Source organism: Alkaliphilus transvaalensis ATCC 700919 (genome assembly GCF_000621485.1).
GTDB classification, from domain to species: domain Bacteria; phylum Bacillota; class Clostridia; order Peptostreptococcales; family Natronincolaceae; genus Alkaliphilus; species Alkaliphilus transvaalensis.
Genome location: NZ_KK211286.1, coordinates 306,827 through 327,284, shown reverse-complemented (window position 1 = coordinate 327,284; position 20,458 = coordinate 306,827). Strand labels below are relative to the sequence as shown.

Sequence of the window (20,458 nt, the reverse complement as noted above, 5' to 3'; positions counted from 1 at the left end):
CCTGCTGGAGCTACTGGACCTGCTGGAGCCACTGGGCCTACTGGGCCTACTGGTCCTACCGCTGAAGCAGTAACAGAAACTTCTGCCTTTGCTGCCAATACTTCAAGCCCAATTATAGGCGTTGTCCTTGGTGGAACTCCTGTACCACTTCCTGACAACCAGATATTAGAAAACATTACTGTTAATGCAGGAAATACTACCTTTACAGTAACTGAAGCTGGTAGATATTATATTTCTTATAATGTTAATACTACAGCTGCATTACTGCTAGGTACCCGAGTCCTAATTAACGGAACACCATATGAACCATCTATTATTAATCCTGTATTATCAGTTGCAAGCTTCTCAGTTGATTTTACTGCCACCCTTACTGCTGGATCAACAGTCACATTAGAATTATTCGGCTTATTAGGTGCTGCCACCCTTCAAGCTGGTGCTGGAGCTACTCTCAACATTATAAGAATAGCTTAATAAATTTATAATATAGGGCTTATCTCACGATAGGCCCTTTTTCAATTGAATTAATTAATAAAAACTACATCTTAAATAGCTAGTCATATTACATCCAACTTTTATTTTAAACCACAGTTTTTTACAATTGTCATCATAGACAAATCATACTGTTTTATTATCTGCAACAACGATATCTTCAAAACATATATTATTTCTAGAAGGAGACTTATCTCAACTATATTCCTTGTGTTAAATCTATATATCTAGTTTTAATACTCTCTCCCCTTTCGAATAAAATAATTTCTCTATAAAAAGAGGTGAAAATAATGTCATTTACCGATCTAGTTGTCAATGGCGGATTTGAAACTGGAAGTTTTCCGCCTTGGATAGCTATAAATGCAACCATAACATCTCAGTATACTCACTCTGGAAGATATGCTGCAAGGTTAACTGGGGGAATAGTTAATAGCTTTATTTCTCAATTTGTACCAGTTGAATCAGGGGAGCAATTAGCCTTTCTTGTATCAATTGCAAAAGTAGGAATAGCTCCTAGTCCATTAGTATCTATCTCTATTTCTTATTATGATGCTGCCTTTAATTATCTAGGGAGTGGGCTAATTACTAATATTTATTCTAGTATGTTACCAAATGTTGAAGAAGGTACTTGGATAGAAATTTATGATGTAACTTCAACTTCTCCCCTTGGTACTACTCAGGCTCTTATAACAATCATCAAACTTCCATTAGCTGGAAGTGCCGATGTCATAGTAGATGACGTTTCATTACTTGAAGTCGAAGATACAGATGATGGGCCTACTGGACCTACTGGAGCTACGGGACCGACTGGTGTTACTGGAGCTACCGGTCCGACTGGTGTTACTGGAGCTACCGGTCCGACTGGTGTTACTGGAGCTACTGGGGCAACCGGCGCTACTGGGGTCACTGGACCTACTGGCGCTACTGGGCCAACGGGACCTACTGGGGCAACAGGGCCTACTGGATCAACAGGTGTTACTGGAGCTACCGGACCAACTGGTGCTACCGGACCGACTGGGGCCACCGGACCTACTGGCGTTACTGGAGCGACTGGTGCCACCGGGCCAACAGGTGCCACTGGAACCGCTGGAGAAACAGGTGCAACCGGACCTACTGGTGTTACTGGAACCACGGGTGCTACTGGACCTACTGGAGTAACAGGGCCTACAGGCGCTACTGGACCTACTGGTGCAACAGGGCCTACTGGTGCTACGGGCACAACAGGTCCTACGGGTGCAACTGGTGTTACTGGACCGACAGGAACCACTGGTGCTACCGGACCTACTGGAACCACTGGAGCTACGGGCGCTACAGGGCCTACGGGTACAACTGGTGTTACTGGTGCTACCGGACCGACTGGGCCTACTGGACCGACTGGAGCCACTGGGCCAACGGGACCTACAGGTGCTACTGGAGCTACCGGACCGACTGGACCTACTGGCGCAACTGGGCCGACTGGGGCCACTGGTGCTACCGGACCTACTGGGGCAACAGGGCCTACTGGTGCTACGGGCACAACAGGTCCTACGGGTGCAACTGGTGTTACTGGACCAACGGGTCCAACTGGAGCTACTGGGCCGACTGGGGCAATCGGCGCTACTGGGGCAACTGGTGCTACTGGAGCCACCGGGCCTACTGGTGCCACTGGAACCACTGGAGCAACAGGTGCAACCGGACCTACTGGTGTTACTGGAACCACGGGTGCTACTGGACCTACTGGAACAACAGGTGCTACGGGCGCAACAGGTGCTACAGGTGCCACAGGGCCTACTGGACCAACGGGTGCTACTGGACCGACTGGTGTTACTGGAGCTACTGGGGCAACCGGCGCTACTGGGGTCACTGGACCGACAGGCGCCACCGGACCGACGGGTGCAACAGGTGCTACTGGACCGACAGGAACCACTGGAGCTACTGGTGCTACCGGACCGACTGGAGCTACTGGGTCTACTGGACCAACCGGGCCTACTGGAGTAACAGGACCTACTGGTGCGACTGGGCCAACCGGCGCTACTGGATCAACAGGTGCTACGGGCGCCACCGGACCTACTGGAGCAACAGGCGCTACAGGTGCTACTGGACCGACTGGAGCCACTGGGGCAACTGGCGCTACCGGACCTACTGGGCCGACGGGTACTACAGGACCTACTGGTACAACCGGACCGACTGGAGCTACGGGCGCAACAGGTGCCACTGGTGTTACTGGAGCTAACGGACCTACTGGGCCGACTGGACCAACCGGGCCGACTGGACCTACTGGAGCTACGGGCGCAACAGGGCCTACTGGACCAACGGGTGCTACTGGGCCTACTGGTACCACCGGACCTACTGGCGTTACTGGACCTACTGGTGTTACTGGGGCAACTGGTGCCACTGGAGTCACTGGACCGACTGGTGCCACTGGAACCACAGGCGTAACGGGTGCTACGGGCGCTACAGGAGTCACAGGTGCTACCGGACCGACTGGACCTACTGGCGCAACTGGGCCGACTGGGGCCACTGGTGCTACCGGACCGACGGGTGCAACAGGTGTTATTGGTGCTACCGGACCTACAGGGCCAACTGGACCGACTGGAGCCACTGGGCCAACGGGACCTACTGGAACCACTGGTGCTACTGGTGCAACCGGCGCTACAGGGGCCACTGGAGCTACAGGCGCTACAGGGCCTACGGGTACAACTGGTGTTACTGGTGCAACAGGCGCTACGGGAGTTACAGGGCCTACTGGACCAACAGGTGCAACAGGTGCCACTGGAACCGCTGGAGAAACAGGTGCAACCGGACCTACTGGTGTTACTGGAACCACGGGTGCTACTGGACCTACTGGAGTAACAGGGCCTACAGGCGCTACTGGACCTACTGGTGCAACAGGGCCTACTGGTGCTACCGGACCTACTGGAACCACTGGAGCTACGGGCGCTACAGGACCTACTGGTGCCACTGGAACCACAGGAGCAACAGGTGCTACGGGCTCTACTGGAGCCACTGGTGCTACTGGGCCGACGGGGACCACAGGACCGACTGGGGCTACTGGAATAACAGGACCTACTGGACCTACTGGACCTACTGGGGCTACTGGGCCAACTGGTGCCACTGGCGCTACGGGTGCCACTGGTGTTACTGGTGTTACTGGAGCTACCGGTCCGACTGGAGCAACAGGGCCTACTGGTACAACTGGACCTACTGGAGCCACTGGTGCTACTGGTGTTACTGGACCGACAGGAGCTACTGGCGCAACAGGTGCTACGGGCGCAACAGGACCGACTGGGGCAACAGGGCCTACTGGATCAACAGGTGTTACTGGAGCTACCGGACCAACGGGTGCTACCGGTCCGACTGGGGCCACCGGACCTACTGGCGTTACTGGAGCGACTGGTGCCACCGGACCAACAGGTGCCACTGGAACCGCTGGAGCAACAGGTGCAACCGGACCTACTGGTGTTACTGGAACCACGGGTGCTACTGGACCTACTGGAGTAACAGGGCCTACAGGCGCTACTGGACCGACAGGAGCCACTGGTGCTACAGGTGCTACTGGACCTACTGGTGCAACCGGACCGACAGGAACCACTGGACCTACTGGCGCTACCGGGCCGACTGGTACAACTGGTGTTACTGGTGCTACTGGACCGACTGGAGCCACTGGGCCAACGGGACCTACAGGTGCTACTGGAGCTACCGGACCGACTGGACCTACTGGCGCAACTGGGCCGACTGGGGCCACTGGCGCTACCGGGCCTACTGGAGCTACCGGACCTACTGGTGTTACTGGGGCCACCGGACCTACTGGAGCAACTGGACCTACTGGATCAACAGGTGTTACTGGAGCTACCGGACCAACTGGTGCCACTGGACCTACAGGTGCTACTGGGCCGACTGGACCAACCGGGCCTACTGGAGCCACTGGAGTAACAGGACCTACTGGGGCAACAGGGCCTACTGGTGCTACTGGACCTACAGGTGCTACTGGTGCCACTGGTGCAACAGGCGCTACCGGGCCTACTGGACCTGATACTGCTGATTTGGCTTTTGTAAATACCGCCGGTTCTATTAGTGTTTATAACCCTCCAACTGTCCCTCTAAATACTGAAATTACAGTTGCAACAGTACCAAATGTCCCATTAATAGTCGGTCAAAATATTAAAGCAGATTATGCTTTAGCTATTGAAACCAATAATACTGCAAATAACAATGTTATTTTTGAAATAAGATTATATCGAGGTGCCACATTGATCTCAACACGTATCGTTAATAGATCCCTTGCAAGTTCAGGTATTCAAAGATTTCTTTTAGGTAGCACCTATGTTGATACTGCTCCTTCAACTGGCAATTTCGACTATACAGTGCGTGTTATTGTTACTACTGCTACGAATGTTACAAGCGCCGATGCAATTAACAGAAACCTAAATCTTATTATTTTCTCATAATCATGAGTGAAGGAGAGTCGTAAAAGGCTCTCTTTCTATTTAACACCTTTAAGAAATCTAATTAATGAATAATTTATCTAATCATAAAAAAACTGGGCAATCTACCCAGTTTTTTTCTTAAATCTATTATACTTTTATCCATAGATATTTATAATATCCTATTACTTCTCTAAAAATAGAATAAAAATCTCTTATTTCAAAAATTCGACCATGGGCAGAATAAACCTTTTCAACCCCTACCTTCTTAAAGGCTAACTTTGTTCTTGATATATGAAAATACTGAGAAATAACCATTACCGACTCAAAACCAAAATCCTCCATTATAGATTTAGAATTAATAGCGGTTAACATTGAATTATAACCTTCATTATCCTCTATCACATCATCTATTAATACGCCTTTCCTAACCAGATAATTCTTCATCACCTTGGCCTCATCGAAACCTTCCCTTCCTACTCCACCACTTACAATTACATACTTAAAATAACCTTCATGGTAAAGTTCTGCGGCTCTATCTAATCTAGCTCTTAATCTTTTTGATGGTTCTCCATTTAACTCAACTTTATTTCCTAGTACCACTGCTACATCAGCCTGTCCTAATTCGTCTATTAACCCATCAATTGTGATGGTAATGGCATGAATTACCCCCCATAGCATCAATATAAACATTAAAAATAGCCCTATAAGGATCACCTTTTTCATGTAAAGATTCCTCGCTTTCCCTTTAGTTATAAGAATTTAAACTTATCTAAATCCTTAAAAAGAAGAAGTATATTCCATCTTTAAAAATTTAATACTATGTTATATATAATATTACACAAGCCGTTAGATTTTCCTTTTTAGAATATAAGATTTTTAACTATCTTATCTATAAAAGAGAATCTGTAATTTAAGGTTATTGGCATAAAATGTATAGTGGGTATTTAATATGGCACCAACTAAAGGAGGAATTTAGGAATGGGTATTAACCAACAGATAAATTTTAAAAAGCCACCTCAATCTTATTGGATGGATTCAACATCTAATACAGATTACCCCACTTTAACTGAAGATATCAAAGTTGATGTGGCAATTGTTGGTGGGGGAATGGTGGGTATTTCCACTGCTTATTTACTCAACAAGCATGGTATTAATGTAGCTATTCTAGAGGCCGATCATATCCTACAAGGTACAACTGGACATACAACGGCAAAGATCACCTCCCAGCATGGATTAATATACAATAAAATTAAAACCTCCCTAGGGGGAGAATTTGCTAAACAGTATGCAGATGCCAATGAATCTGCTATTCGAATGATTGAAGCAATAGCCCAAGAAAATAACATTGAATGTGACCTTATCCCCCAGTCGGCTTATGTCTATACACAAAGAGATGGATACATTGATAAGATCAGTGATGAAGTAAAGGTAGCAGCCTCACTAGGTATAAAAGCAACTTTTCTAGAGGATACACCCTTACCCTTTCCAGTTAAAGCAGCAGTGAGATTTGATAATCAGGCACAATTTCATCCACGGAAATTCCTACTTCCACTTGCAGAAATAATTACAAATAATGGTTGTTTAATATTTGAAAAAAGTCGAGTTGTCGATATCGAAGAAAATGACAAGTATGTTCTACGTACAAGTGAGGGGAGAAAAGTAACTGCAGAAAAGGTCATCATTGCATCCCACTACCCCTTCTACAATAAGCATGGATTATACTTCAGCAGAATTTACTCGGAAAGATCATATGCTGTTGCCATTAATGCTAAGGAAAAATATCCTGGTGGAATGTATATCACAGCTGAAGAACCTGGTCGTTCCCTCAGAAGCCAACCCTTAAATAATGGTGAATTGATCATTGTTGGCGGAGAACATCATAAAACAGGTCAAGGGATAGACACCATTAAACACTATAGAGCTTTAGTAGAATTTTCCAATGAAACCTTCACAGTACAGGATATTCCCTATCGATGGTCTACTCAGGACTGCATGACTATGGATCATTTACCATATGTAGGGCATTTTACATCAAATACCCCTAATTTATATGTTGCAACTGGATTCGGCAAATGGGGTATGACCAACAGTATCGCATCGGCTATGATATTAAGGGATCTAATTCTCTACGAAAAAAATCCTTGGCAGGATGCTTATAATCCTTCAAGAGGGACAATTACTGCTTCTGCAAAAACCTTCGTTGTTGAAAATCTAAATGTGGCAAAGGAGTTAATCAATGGTAAACTAGAGCCCATTCCTAAGGATGTAGATGTTAAACCAGGTGAGGGAAAGATCATCGAAGCTAATGGCCAAAAAGCCGGCGCTTATAGAGATGAAGAAGGATCCCTCCACGTAGTAGATACAACCTGTACCCATATGGGATGCGAATTAAGCTGGAACTCTGCAGAAAAGTCATGGGATTGTCCATGTCATGGTTCAAGATTCTCCTATAAAGGAGACGTAATCGAAGGACCTGCCTTTAGACCTTTGAGCCTACATAAAGAGGTTAATACTATAGAGAAACTTATAAAAGATGATTTTTAGAGAAAATAGCAAGATCAGCTTTTAATAGTAAGGGCTACCATTTATAGGTAGCCTTTTTTAGATGATTGAGTTTGAGGACAGGTCTTGTAAAATCTACTATTATTTAAAATCATATCGGGTTCAATATCAATTAATTCCGTAAAACTTAATTGAGGGTTATTCCTTAAGAAAGATTTAACAATTTCATACCCAAAATAATATCCAATACACCAAGGTAGTCCTATAGATTCATCTCCAAATAAGTAACCATTGTGCAATGACCTATCTGTGCTGTCTAGAACCTGCTGGTATTTTTCCCAGTATAAGTTTTCCCTTTCTTCTGTTAATGGTTTATTTAACCATTGAGGTTCTAGCTGCCCGTACAAACTCTTTGCAAATGCATCTGCTTGTCCTTCGCTTATGATATTTTCTAACAGAGTTCCCCTTACATTTCCTCTTAAAACGTACCAATTATGCCCCCAGACAGAATGATGGTACTCATGGGCTATCACATAAGGTATCCACTTTTCATAATCATTGGCTAAAGGGTTTATGTTAATGATTATATTTCCAAAGATACCAGTCCCAACTACACCATTCTGACGTTCTTTAACAGTTAAATTTAAATCATCCAATGGGTAGAAAGCAATAACTAAAGGATCATCGTCTTCTTTTACTAAAGCATTATTAATCTTATTAAACTCTGTCTTTAATAGATTAAAATTAATCTCCTGATATACCTCTAGCTGTTCTTTTAATTTTTCTATATCTTTTATAGGAGATGGTTTCATAAAGGAACAATCATATGGTGCCCATTGAGAAAGTTCCTTCCAATAAGGCTTTATTAGAAACTCATCCCACAATTCATCGTAATTTAAATTACCATTTTCTATTTCTTTAATATAGTTTTTCACTGATTCAATCGTGTTTATGAATTTAACTTCCATAAAACGCCCCCTAATTATTCTGTTTGTTAATATATGCTTCCTCACCAGTCATACCTATTTTCATCACCCACCAGCCAACAAATGAATCACCTTAACATCATCCCCATCATTAATGATGGTAGTGTCATACTGATCAGCAGGTATAATCTCTTCATTTATACTGACTATAATCTTTGGGAAAGTATATTTCTTCTGTTCTAACAACCTCGTGATGGTTAAGCCCTCTTCCCATTCAGAATCCCTGTTATTTACCTTGATCATCTTAAAACCTCCCGATTAAATGATAGGTGGAGCACCAAAGCACTCCACCTATTACTCTGCAGATCTTATTATCTTTCTTCTTGGTCATTTGGATTATGTTGTCATACTGCAAATTTACTTATCATACACCTTAGTTTAGAATTGCCAAGTAATTTTTACGATAGACATTAGCTTTATTACAAATGCTTCTCTACAACTTCAATTAATTCTGGTAAGTCCATTCCAATTGACTTAAGGTGTTCTACTGTTGGTACACCGTTTGGAGTCCAACCTCGTCTCTTGTAAACAGCATCAGTTAATTGCTCATATTGATCAAGTCTATATTCTCTCATGACCTTAATTTTCTCTTCAGTCGTTTTCCCTTCAGGATTGTAGCCTAAAAGTTCAATTAACTGCTTATCATATCTTTCCTGTCTAGATTCATATTCTTCCTTAGTAACAGGCCCCATAGAGCGATATGGCATCGCATCTTGCTTTCTAAGACCTTTGCCTCTTCTTATATTAAAGACTCTTTGGAAATTATAAACCCTTTCAGACTGACGGATTAATTCATACTTATCTATGTTTGCACCAGTTACACCGTTATATAGGTTTATGTAATTTTGAACATGTTCTGGAATTTTTGCAGGCTCATCTGCAGTTGCATTACTTAGGGGAATTGTATCGTTCCAAGGCAGTTTACACATACCCATTAACCCAAACCATGTTCTAAACATTGGGAAATAGTGTAGGGCTTCTGCCTTATCTTCAAAAGTTGGAATTTGATTATTAACCATATCCATAAAGATTAACCAAGCTTCGTCATGCTGTGGCCCTTTGTTAGTTAAACCATAGCCCCCCTGCTGAGCTAAAGATTCCTTTGGAAGATATTCCGATACCTCTAGACCTTTTTGCTCCATACCGATATCATTTAAGAAGTCTGGGTCTGCCCCATATTTCTCTACAAATACTTCTTTAAGTTTCTTAACCCCCATTCCTACTAATACACCAAAGCCTTCCCCCCTAGACATTTGATGTAATAATTCCAATTGAGCAAGGCCATTACCGAAGTTTAATTCGAGTCCTCCTGTAATCTCTTTGTCAATAATTCCCCTTTCATAACATTCCATTGCAAATGCAACAATTGTACCAAAGGAAATAGTATCTACCCCATAGGTATCACAATAGAAGTTTCCTTCGAGTATAATGGCAGGGTCAAAAATTCCGCAATTTGAACCTAAACCAGCAGCATTTTCATATTCTGGCCCATCTATTGTAACTTTGTGACCTTTATAAGGCCCTGTCTGAATTTCAAAATGATCCGCTGCCTTAGCACAGGATAAGGAACATCCAAACCAACATCCATCAGGCATTCCTTGAGTAATAAACTTCTCTATAAAAACATTAGAGGCTATATTTTTGGTATCAGGATGACATCCATATTGATAATTATGTACAGGTAATAAATCATATTCATCCATTACCTCAATAATATTAGCCGTCCCTATTTGTCGCATTCTACATTGCTGATCATCAAGATCATGAATTTGTTTATGTAGCTTGATTCCAGTTTTATTAATGATGGCTTGGTCTACTGGATTATTTAAGTTCCCCTTCGTCCCTTTAAACTTAATAACAACTGCCTTAATCTTCTTATCTCTAAAAACTCGACCTATTCCACCTCTTCCGGCTTGCTTTAATCTTGCTACTTGTCTTCTCATATCGTAAAAAGAGAAATTTAATAGACCAATATTTACATGATCTGCAGCAGAACCAGCCGATATGACAGAAATGTTCTTCTTATCCTCTTCTGAATTAGCATACATTTCAGTTAATTGCTCCGAAACAACATGGCCATCAATCGCCTCTAGGGGAGCTTCTTCAATTCTAATAATCCCTTCATTTCCATCTATAAAAATGATAACATCCTTTTCAGCCTTCCCCTGTAGTTCTAAGGCATCAAAACCAGAAAACTTTAGATATGGCCCAAAATAACCTCCAACATTACTGTCGATAGGTAGATCAGTCATAGGAGAAATGGTTACAACTAATGACTTTCCTGCCCCTGGATATTGGGTAATTCCACATAGAGGTCCTCCAGCTATAACAATTTCATTTTCTGGATCGTTCCACTTTGTTTCTGGCTTAGTCGCATCCCACAAATAACGAAGACCTACTCCTTTACCACCTATAAATTTCTCTTTAACGTCTTCAGAAATTTGCTTTTCTTCTATTCTATTATCACCAATATTGATATACAAGGATTTATTAGTGTATCCTCTATCTAACTTTGCTGGCTCATATTTATACTCTGCCAATAGCTTATGAGCTTCTTTTAAAACAGTAACATCCATCATTTCAGCCCCCTTCAATAATTTAATGAGATCACTGCCCCTTAAAACTTCTCCTTTGTCTCAAAGTCGAGATCTTCTACAGTTATTGCACCAGTTGGACACTCTTTTGCACAAAGACCACAGGCAATACATTTAAAGGGTTCTATGTAGTCATCATGTTGTCCCATTGCAGATTCTGGACAAAAACCAACACACATGAAACAACCAACACATTCTTTTTTATTGATTCGAACTACACCCTTTGGGTCTCGTTTGATGGCTATTATTGGGCAAATATCAATACAGACCCCACATTGATTACAAACATTGATGGTATTTGATTCACCAGCTTCTACTTTAATGCATGATTTTTCACGATTATTTTCCTTGAAGTATGCCTTAGAACAGACCTCTTCACAAACACCACACCCAATGCAAAGTTCATCCTTTTTAACTAATAATTTCATATACTTACCACCTCCATTTGATTATTTATAATCTGTGAAACTAATTTCACTTCCTTTACTTATATAGGAAGAATCTTACTAAAGGTTTTGTCCTCTTCTATTAATACTTATGAAATCGTTTACTTTATTCCACAAATAAAAATTTTATAAAAATTTAAATTTATACGATTCCATCATTTTACTTATACGACATAGAAATTTGATAACCTTCTTTTTGACAAAATTTTTATTCAAAAGAGACAATATGAAATATTCTAATAATTTGTTTGAAGTTAAAGCCAAAATATAAATAAAACCTAAAGGAAATAAGTCTTTGACCCTCCCTTTAGGCTAACATTTTACTTGAATTAATCTACTTTTTATGTTCTATTCTTTTTCAAATTTTTTTAAGTCTATTATTGCTATTCTCTTTCTTCCACGATAACTTGATATTCTTTTCCCTTTACTGTAATGTTAAAAATCCTCATAGAGGCATTAGCACTACCACTAATTACTCTATCTTTTTCATTAAACCTATTTTGTAAATCGACAATTTTCGTCTCCTGTTTTCGAAGTAATTGATGGGCTTCTTCAAGAGAAACTGATTTAAAGTTAATTTCATCCCCAGGTTTCATTTGGGCTAAGTAGGGTAAATCTACTGAAATGACATTGGCAATTTTCGTATATCCTCCAGTAGTTTGATGATCAGCCATCATAATAATGGGTTTACCATCTCCTGGTACCTGTATCGCCCCAAGATTAATGCCTCCTGAAATAATATCTGCTCCATCTAAATGCTGTATCTTTTCGCCCTCTAGTCGATAGCCCATCCTATCCCACTGGTTTGATAATTTATAGGTTTCTTTGAGAAAAGTTTCAATTCCTTTTTTATGGAACCGATCTAATTCGGGGCCTAAGATTACTCGAATTGTCTTACTATTTTCATATTGAGGAATCATATCCACAGGGATGATTTTTGTTGTAGGTTTTTGATTTAGGGGAATTTGTTGAATAGGAATGATATCTCCCTCCTTTAACTTTCTACCTTTAAAACCACCAAAACCACCCCTCAAATAAGTAGATTTACTTCCCATTACGACTTCTACATCGAAGCCGCCAGCCACCGTTAAGTATCCCCTACATCCCTTTATTGGATTTGAAAACTTTAATATATCTCCTTTATTTGCATAGAGGGTTTGATACATTTTTACCTTCTTGTCATTTAATTGAGGTTGAAAGTCACCTCCTGTTATGGCAAAGCTGGTTTTATCTAAAAATTTTATTGTTGGTCCTATATAAGTAAATTCTAATCCTACTTCATGTCGACTATTTCCAACCAGTAGATTCCCTAATTCTAACCCATAGCGATCCATCGCTCCAGCAACAGGAATACCGAATTGTTGATAGCCCCATCGTCCACCGTCTTGCAGGGTAGTCAGTAAACCAGCATTAACAACCAAAATACTAGACATGATTCACCCTCCCTTCCATTAGGGATTCCTTCACCTGATATTCTCCAACACGACTAGCCCCTTCAATTCTTTTATATTCTTCTTCTGTAATTGGTTCAAATTGAATATAATCTCCGGCTTGAAACAAAACAACTGGACTTCTTTCGGGATCAAAGAGCTTAAGGGGAGTTCTCCCTATTAACTGCCACCCACCAGGACTATCAATTGGATAGATCCCCGTCTGATTTCCTGCAATTCCTACAGATCCTGCTGGAATTGTTTGTCTTGGTATTTCTAATCTAGGGGTGGCAATTTTTTCCTTCATTCCACCTAAGTAAGGAAAACCCGGAGTGAACCCTAACATATATATGAGATATTGGTTAGAACAATGTAGTTGTATGACTTCCTTTTCTGTTAATTGATTATGTTTAGCAACATTTAATAAGTCAGGTCCATATGCTCCCCCATATACTACGGGGACATGGACCACTTTAGCAGGAGGCAAAATAGTCTCTTCTATCTTTTCTTCAATTTTAGACAATTTGGCTACAAGATCTTTATACTTAATGATAGTTGGGTCATAAATAAGCATTATTGTTGTATAGGTGGGAATCATTTCAATTATTTCTGCAAAATTAACCTCTTCATTTTGTAGACAATAGATTAGGGCTCTAATTTTTTTATTTGTCTCTTTGTTAATCTCTTTACCAACTTCAATGATGATTCCATTATCACCAGTAGGAATAAACTTCAACTCATCCATCAAAACCCCTCCTAAACTTAAAGTATCTCTCCCATTGCCTTAAGCTCTACTTGATTAACCAATAACATTTCCCTTAGCTTCTTTGCAAAATCCATAGCTTTAGGATGGTCTCCATGAATGCAAATAGTGTCGGCATTTATGCTTATTTCTCTACCATCAATTGACGTAACTGTCTTATCTTTAATCATTTTTATAACCCTTTGGTAACAGATTTCTGTGTCATGTATTAATGCATTTTCCAAACTACGAGAAACGAGTGTACCATCATGATTATAGTTACGATCTGCAAATACCTCTTCTACAACTGGAAGCCCCACATCTTTTCCCGCCTTAATCATTGAAGAGTTGGCTAAGCCAACAAAAATGATCTCGTTATCAATTTGATAAATGGCTTCAGTCATTGCACGGGCTAGACTATAGTCTTTTGCTGCCATGTTGTATAAAGCACCATGGGGCTTTACATGTTGTAATCTCCCTCCATATGCAGTTAAAAATCCATTTAATGCTCCAATTTGATAAGTAATATAGGCCTTTATTTCCTCTAATGACAGATTCATATTTCTTCGACCAAACCCCATTAGGTCAGGAAAACCAGGATGGGCACCTATTGCAACCCCCTCTTTTAAAGCCTTTACAACAGTTTTACCCATAACTACAGGGTCACCAGCATGGAAACCACAAGCGATATTAGCAGAGGTAACATATTTAAGAATTTCATCATCGTTTCCTATTTTAAAATCACCAAAACTTTCCCCCAGATCACAGTTTAAGTCTACAACATACATCAATAGGCCGCCCCCTTATTCTTAAATTAGGATACACTTTTTTCTGTCTGAAGTTGTTCTTCTATTAATTCATGTAAACCCTCTAATATTTCTAAATTGGTTTCTAGGCTTAATCCATCTACTGTACATTCCGAACGTTTACTACAGCCATCCACCCCACCGACTTTAATCATTTCTTCTAACATCTTTATTTCATGGAACCTTTCATGTAGAAGGTTTTCACAAACATTCAAAGAAAGTCCTGCGACAATTCCATGCCCTCCCCAATTGGAGACCCCTGCTATGATCAGAAAGTCAGCTGAAGTTTCTGCACAAATTAACTGGCCATGCTTTACACTTTTACTAATATACTCAGCAATTTTTCCCATACCCATTTCATTACCACCATCGCCGATAGCAATGGTTTTAATCCCTTTTCTTTGGGCTTCCCAAAATAGAGGATCAGTATTAGGAATAAAACTGCTTAAATCTTCTCCACGCATAGAATAGCTTCCACCATTTTTTCCTCTACCTGGCCGTTCTAAAGCCACCACATGGGTTGGTTTAAAACGCTTAATTAATGATGTACAGTAGTCTTCTGCACCATCATAGGGAACTACTTCTATGATGCAATCTATCTCTAACACACCACAACAAGCATTAACTAAATCTACTGAAAATTCATCTGTTACAATCATCACCTCTTTACCAACCTTAAGTAGTCCCTTTGCTAAAGAAGCAGTTCCTATTGGCCCATCAGTTTCTCCTGTCATAGTATCACGAATGCAGAAACCAGTTATAATTATAACCCGCTCCGAATTGTAAAGCTCTGTAACCGCCCCTTCTAAGTCTCCTAATTGTAGGGCCTTAGAAAGTCCTCTCCCCCCTACATCTATTCCAATTAATTTTTCAATCTTTTCACAGTAATTGTTAATCATAATCCCATCAGCTCCTTATCTTTAATGTCAGTAATAAACATATGCCCTGGTGCGTGGGTAATAACAACTTCAGGCTTTACCCTCATAATTGCAGCTTGAGGAGTAACACCACAGGCCCAGAAAACTGGAATTTCTCCTTCTTTTATTGTTACAGCATCACCAAAATCAGGTTGATCAATATTTAAAATTCCAATTTCCTTTGGGCTACCAACATGAATAGGAGCCCCATGAACCTTAGGTAATTTTGACGTAACCTCAATTGCCCTCTCAACTAGTTCCTTTGGAACAGGTCTCATGCTTACAACCATTGGTCCATTAAAGATTCCAGCGGGGACACATTCTATATTCGTTGTATACATAGGTACATTTTTGCTTTCTTCAACATGTCGAACAGGCACACCCGCCTCCATCAGGGCATTTTCAAAGGTGAAACTGCAGCCTAACAAAAAAGACACCATATCCTCAGACCAGTACTCTGTTATGTCCTCCACTTCTTTTTCCAGTTGCCCATTCTTATAAATTCTATATTTGGGGATGTCCTTTCTAATGTCTCCTGTTGGAGCTGTAATAACAGGAGTGTATTGCCCCCCTTCACAGACATCTAATACAGGACAAGGCTTTGGGTTTCTTTGACAAAACAGAAAAAAATCAAAAGCATATTTTTTAGGAAGTACAACTAAATTTGCTTGGGCGTATCCTGGAGCTAAAGATGGGGTCGGCCCTCTCCATTTTCCACTTCTTATTTCTGATCTAGCAATTTTACCGGTTTTCATTTGCTTTCCCCCTTTTTACTTCTGTAGACAAACCTAAGTTAGTATTCAACATTCATCTTTAAAGTCCTTTTATTAACCTATTACATCTATTTGAATTTTTTTGATTTAAAAGTAACCCTATAGTGAAGTGATACTCAATCTATTTCCTTTTTCTTATTTCCTATTTCTAATTTCCTACTTCTTATTTCTTTTTTCCTTATGTTTAGAGACCTTATAACGGCATAAAGTTATCCTATTAAACAATAGGAAAATAAGCATTGTATTGTTCTTAAGTAAATATTTCGAAGTAATAATCGTTAGAACTGTATATTTTTATCGATGAAATTGAATATATATGCAAGTTTACAAAACTCAAATTGCAATTAAATTTTCAGTTAATTGTAATTCTTTTAGTAGTTTTCTGTAGTTTTTTGATGGCACTGTAATATAATTACTCTTGAAATTCTTTTCTATCGCTGTTATAATACTTGTTATATCCAATGAACTTCTAGTTTCACTTCATCTTTCGATATATCTACCATTTACATACAACTGAATTAATATATAAAAAATCTTTCATTTTAATAATATTATAAGTCATTTAGCATTAAATGTAAATGTATAAATATATCATGATTTTTGTAAGACACACCGGGAATCTTAAAATTAAACTGAGACATGATTTCCGAGTGTTTATATAAAATAATTTAAGGGGGAAAAAAAATGAAAAAAACAAAGAAATTTAAATCAATGGCAGTACTTTTAGTTGGAATTATGTTATTAGCTGCCTTTGTGGTAGGGTGTACTTCTAACACTGGAGGAAATGATTCCACACCTTCTCGTCTGGCTATTGCTACAGGAGGAACATCTGGCGTTTATTATCCTTTAGGGGGAGCTGTTGCTAACATCATCACTTCCCATGTTGACGGTGTTACAGCTAACGCCGAATCTACAGGAGCTTCTGTAGAAAACGTAAATCTCTTAAACATTGGAGACGTAGATTTTGCATTAGTTCAGAATGATATCTCCTATTATGCTTTTAATGGAATCGAAATGTTTGATGATCGAGATCCAATGAAAAATCTTAGAGGTATTGCTACACTATATCCTGAAACAATTCAAATAGTTGCAAATGCATCTGCTGATATTAACTCCATTGAAGATTTAAGAGGTAAAAGAGTTGCTGTAGGTGCTCCAGGAAGTGGTACAGAAGCTAATGCTAGACAGATTTTAGCAGCCCATGGACTTACTTATGACGATATCCAAGCTGATTATTTATCCTTTGCAGAAGCAGCAGACAACCTTAAAGATGGACATGTACAGGCAGCATTTGTTACTGCAGGTACTCCAACTGCCGCAATAACTGATTTATCAACTACCCACAGCATCAATTTACTTCCTATTTCTTCAGATGTAGCGAAGTCATTAATTGCTGAATATCCATACTATGCTGAAGTTAAAATTCCAGCAGGAACCTATAGAAATCAAGATACAGAAGTTAATGCCGTTGCAGTTATGGCGATGTTAACTGTTAGAGCAGGATTAGATGAAGATTTAGTTTATGATATTACCAAGTCAATCTATGAAAATCTAAATACATTAGCAGCTGCCCATGCTAGAGGCGAAGACGTAAGTTTAGATAAAGCATTTGACGGTATGTCCTTAGAAATCCATCCAGGGGCACAACGTTACTTTAATGAAGCTAAGTAATTCTCTTTACAAAGGGTTAGGGTATCGATTTAATCGATACCCCTTCTCCTTAATTTTTTCTATGCTAATACTTCTTTGCCTGCTTATCTATTTACTCTTACCTATCCAAATAATTAGTTTATCCGTGGATGAATCAACGTTATTCAATGTGGCACTTGATATTGGAGAAGAATTTTATATCGACTATACCCATTCTGTTATGAAAACAACTGTTAGGGATGTATTTGAAATTACAGAGAATAATACATTAAGATTAACACGAACTGAATATAGTTCTTTTGGAGCAGGTCTACCAACTGAAAATTACGGAAGCTTTAAATTAGAGAATGGTAGATATATTAACGAAGGAATCAATATGGAATTATCCTACATTCCCCTAAGAGTGGGAAATATAGCTAATCATCGCCTTCTTCTTCAAGAAGGAAGTGAATTTTTTCTTGCAAATTTTGTAGAGGGCGGCACATTGATCGATGTTAAACCAAGAAAAATAACTAGATTACAAAATATCTTAAGCAAAAGGAGGAATCGAAATGTCTAATAAACCTAAAAGTATTCAAGACAGTCTTGACGTTAATATAGATGTAGATGAAAAACTCGCCGAGTTTGATACGTCATCCAATATCAGAAAATTTAAAGGATCCTTAGCTGCAGCAGTTACTTTAATAGCTATTTCAATGTCGATTTTCCATCTTTACACTGCTGGTTTTGGAACCATGTTGGCAATGAAACAAAGAGCATTCCATCTACTTTTTGTCTTTGTTCTAGGTTTTCTAATGTATCCAATCACTAAGAAATCTAACAAAAATAAAGTTCCTATTTATGATTGGATCTTTACAGGTGCTGGTATCATTGTAACTTCTTATATTCTATTCTTTTTTGAAGATCTAGTCCGTCGTGGAGGAATGCCAACTAATTTAGATATTTTTATGGGAATTTTAGCAATTGGCTTAGTATTAGAAGTTACACGCCGTAGCATAGGTCCAGAACTTCCAATTATTGCAGTGATTTTTATTGCCTATGTCTTTGTTGGGCCTTATCTACCAGGAGCCCTCGGCCATAGAGGCTATAGCTTATCCAGAATAGTAAATCAGCTTTATATGACAACAGAAGGTATCTTTGGTACTCCTTTGGGAGTTTCTTCCACCTTCGTATTTATGTTTATTTTATTTGGTGCTTTTCTAGAAATAACAGGTGTTGGTCAATTCTTTATTGATATTGCCTTTTCTACGGCTGGTCACCTAAAGGGAGGACCAGCAAAGGCAGCTGTTTTAGCCAGTGGATTTATGGGTTCAATCTCTGGAAGTTCTATTGCAAATACCGTTACTACAGGTGCCTTTACTATTCCCCTTATGAAAAAGGTAGGCTATAAGGCAAACTTTGCAGGAGCTGTTGAAGCCGCCGCTTCCACGGGGGGGCAAATACTTCCACCTGTTATGGGGGCTGCTGCCTTTATCATGTCAGAATTCACAAATATACCCTATATAACAATTGTTATTAGTGCTATCGTTCCAGCTTTATTGTATTATTTAGGGGTAACCATCATGGTTCATTTACAGGCATCTAAACAAGGTTTAGAGGGAATGCCAAAGGAAGATTTGCCTAACTTTAAGAAAACATTTTCAATGGGCTTCCATCTCCTTCTACCACTGGTGGGGGTACTAGTATTTTTAATTATCTACTCACCTCTTAAAGCTGCCTTCTTAAGTATTATTGTTGCCTTAGGGGTAAGTCTACTTAGATCCCATACAAGAATTAAACCACAAGCTGTTTTATCGGCCCTAGAAGATGGAGCAAAAAAAGCAGTTAGTGTAGCGGCAGCATGTGCCTGCGCTGGAATCATTGTTGGTATTGTAACCCTTACAGGTTTAGGTCTAACCTTTGCTAATTTAATTGTTAGCCTTGCAGGTGGTAAATTAATACCAACTTTATTCCTTACAATGATCGCTTCTATTATATTAGGTATGGGGCTACCTACAACAGCTAAATATATTGTATTAGCAACCATGGCCGCACCTGCCCTAACGGAATTAGGTGTACCATTAATTGCAGCCCATCTATTTATTCTATACTTTGGTGTTATTGCCGATGTTACGCCACCCGTTGCCCTAGCTGCCTATGCAGGTGCTGGTATCGCAGGCGGAGACTCCTTCAAAACTGGCTTAAACGCTCTAAAACTTGGCTCTGCAGGATTCTTAATTCCTTTTATCTTTGCCATGAGCCCAACATTATTATTAATTGATGTAACCATAGGTCAAGCTATTGTTTCAATTCTTACAGCCTGCTTAGGGATTGTTGCCTTTGCCAGCGGTGTTCAAGGTTATTTCTTAACCTTTACTAAAATTTATGAAAGAATCTTATTTATTGTAGCTGCCTTATTACTAATTCACCCAAATGTGATGGTTGACGGTATCGGTTTTGCCCTTCTAGCCATCCCAGTTCTTTTACAGTTTAATAGATATAAAAAAGAAAAGAATGTTATGGTAAATGCATAAAGTTATACTAATTGCATAGAGTCTTCTTTTTAACTAAAAAACTGGAGTATATTAACTTAGCTCCAGTTTCAAGAGAAATAGCTACTTCCCAAAGATTACTGAAGTAGCTATTTTTATTTGATTTTTTTAATTTTATTTGATTTTTTTAATTTTATTTGATTTCATTTGATATTATTCATTTTCTATTAGTAACAGGGATTTTAT

Annotated in this window: 16 protein-coding genes; 6 read left to right on the top strand and 10 right to left on the bottom strand. The window is 39.8% G+C overall.

What is annotated here, in order from left to right; genetic code table 11:
- A partial coding sequence (locus T335_RS22535) for a BclA C-terminal domain-containing protein (RefSeq protein WP_051569373.1) occupies window positions 1-471 on the top strand: 471 nt, incomplete at its 5' end.
- Window positions 472-779: 308 nt separating this feature from the next.
- Complete coding sequence (locus T335_RS21135) at window positions 780-4,916, top strand: NTTRR-F1 domain (RefSeq protein ID WP_034328797.1); 4,137 nt, start codon at window positions 780-782, stop codon at window positions 4,914-4,916.
- Between the two features lie 126 nt (window positions 4,917-5,042).
- On the opposite strand, the gene T335_RS0116795 is transcribed toward T335_RS21135, so the two are convergent.
- Complete coding sequence (locus T335_RS0116795) at window positions 5,043-5,618, bottom strand: YdcF family protein (protein WP_026478568.1); 576 nt, start codon at window positions 5,616-5,618, stop codon at window positions 5,043-5,045.
- A 255-nt stretch (window positions 5,619-5,873) separates the two neighbouring features.
- Here T335_RS0116795 and T335_RS0116790 point away from each other — a divergent pair, with 255 nt between their 5' ends.
- A complete protein-coding gene (locus tag T335_RS0116790; RefSeq protein ID WP_026478567.1) occupies window positions 5,874-7,439 on the top strand; it encodes an FAD-dependent oxidoreductase in 1,566 nt (521 codons plus the stop codon).
- A 41-nt stretch (window positions 7,440-7,480) separates the two neighbouring features.
- Here the strand turns inward: T335_RS0116790 and T335_RS0116785 are convergent, their stop codons facing one another.
- The 9 genes from T335_RS0116785 to T335_RS0116745 form a co-directional block, all read right to left on the bottom strand.
- Window positions 7,481-8,365: a DUF2268 domain-containing putative Zn-dependent protease gene (locus T335_RS0116785; RefSeq protein ID WP_026478566.1), complete on the bottom strand. Its 885-nt coding sequence runs from the start codon at window positions 8,363-8,365 to the stop codon at window positions 7,481-7,483.
- A gap of 63 nt (window positions 8,366-8,428) precedes the next feature.
- On the bottom strand, window positions 8,429-8,626 hold the full coding sequence (thiS, locus tag T335_RS0116780; RefSeq protein ID WP_026478565.1) for a sulfur carrier protein ThiS: 198 nt from the start codon (window positions 8,624-8,626) through the stop codon (window positions 8,429-8,431).
- Window positions 8,627-8,802: 176 nt separating this feature from the next.
- Window positions 8,803-10,959 carry an aldehyde ferredoxin oxidoreductase family protein gene (locus T335_RS0116775; RefSeq protein WP_026478564.1) on the bottom strand — a complete coding sequence of 719 codons (2,157 nt, stop codon included), beginning with the start codon at window positions 10,957-10,959 and terminating at the stop codon, window positions 8,803-8,805.
- A 41-nt stretch (window positions 10,960-11,000) separates the two neighbouring features.
- Window positions 11,001-11,405, bottom strand: a complete 405-nt coding sequence (locus tag T335_RS0116770; protein WP_026478563.1) for a 4Fe-4S binding protein — start codon at window positions 11,403-11,405, stop codon at window positions 11,001-11,003.
- 401 nt (window positions 11,406-11,806) lie between these two features.
- Window positions 11,807-12,856: a 5-oxoprolinase subunit C family protein gene (locus T335_RS0116765; RefSeq protein ID WP_026478562.1), complete on the bottom strand. Its 1,050-nt coding sequence runs from the start codon at window positions 12,854-12,856 to the stop codon at window positions 11,807-11,809.
- Window positions 12,849-13,598, bottom strand: coding sequence for a 5-oxoprolinase subunit PxpB (gene pxpB, locus T335_RS0116760; RefSeq protein WP_034328795.1), 750 nt, complete (start codon window positions 13,596-13,598; stop codon window positions 12,849-12,851). Before pxpB ends, T335_RS0116765 begins: the two co-directional genes overlap by 8 nt.
- A 17-nt stretch (window positions 13,599-13,615) precedes the next feature.
- Window positions 13,616-14,383: a LamB/YcsF family protein gene (locus T335_RS0116755; protein WP_026478560.1), complete on the bottom strand. Its 768-nt coding sequence runs from the start codon at window positions 14,381-14,383 to the stop codon at window positions 13,616-13,618.
- A 26-nt stretch (window positions 14,384-14,409) separates the two neighbouring features.
- Window positions 14,410-15,300, bottom strand: a complete 891-nt coding sequence (locus T335_RS0116750; protein ID WP_026478559.1) for a DUF4392 domain-containing protein — start codon at window positions 15,298-15,300, stop codon at window positions 14,410-14,412.
- Window positions 15,297-16,073, bottom strand: a complete 777-nt coding sequence (locus T335_RS0116745; protein ID WP_026478558.1) for a putative hydro-lyase — start codon at window positions 16,071-16,073, stop codon at window positions 15,297-15,299. Before T335_RS0116745 ends, T335_RS0116750 begins: the two co-directional genes overlap by 4 nt.
- Window positions 16,074-16,775: 702 nt before the next feature.
- Here T335_RS0116745 and T335_RS0116740 point away from each other — a divergent pair.
- From T335_RS0116740 to T335_RS0116730, 3 genes are read left to right on the top strand one after another with little or no spacing between them, the layout of a single operon-like run.
- The gene (locus tag T335_RS0116740) at window positions 16,776-17,762 is read left to right on the top strand and encodes a TAXI family TRAP transporter solute-binding subunit (RefSeq protein ID WP_034328794.1); all 987 of its coding nucleotides are present in this window, start codon (window positions 16,776-16,778) and stop codon (window positions 17,760-17,762) included.
- Window positions 17,749-18,300 (top strand): DUF1850 domain-containing protein, encoded by a 552-nt coding sequence (locus T335_RS0116735; protein ID WP_026478556.1) that lies wholly within the window; start codon window positions 17,749-17,751, stop codon window positions 18,298-18,300. Before T335_RS0116740 ends, T335_RS0116735 begins: the two co-directional genes overlap by 14 nt.
- Window positions 18,293-20,254, top strand: coding sequence for a TRAP transporter permease (locus tag T335_RS0116730; protein WP_051569372.1), 1,962 nt, complete (start codon window positions 18,293-18,295; stop codon window positions 20,252-20,254). Before T335_RS0116735 ends, T335_RS0116730 begins: the two co-directional genes overlap by 8 nt.
- Window positions 20,255-20,458: the final 204 nt, after the last annotated feature.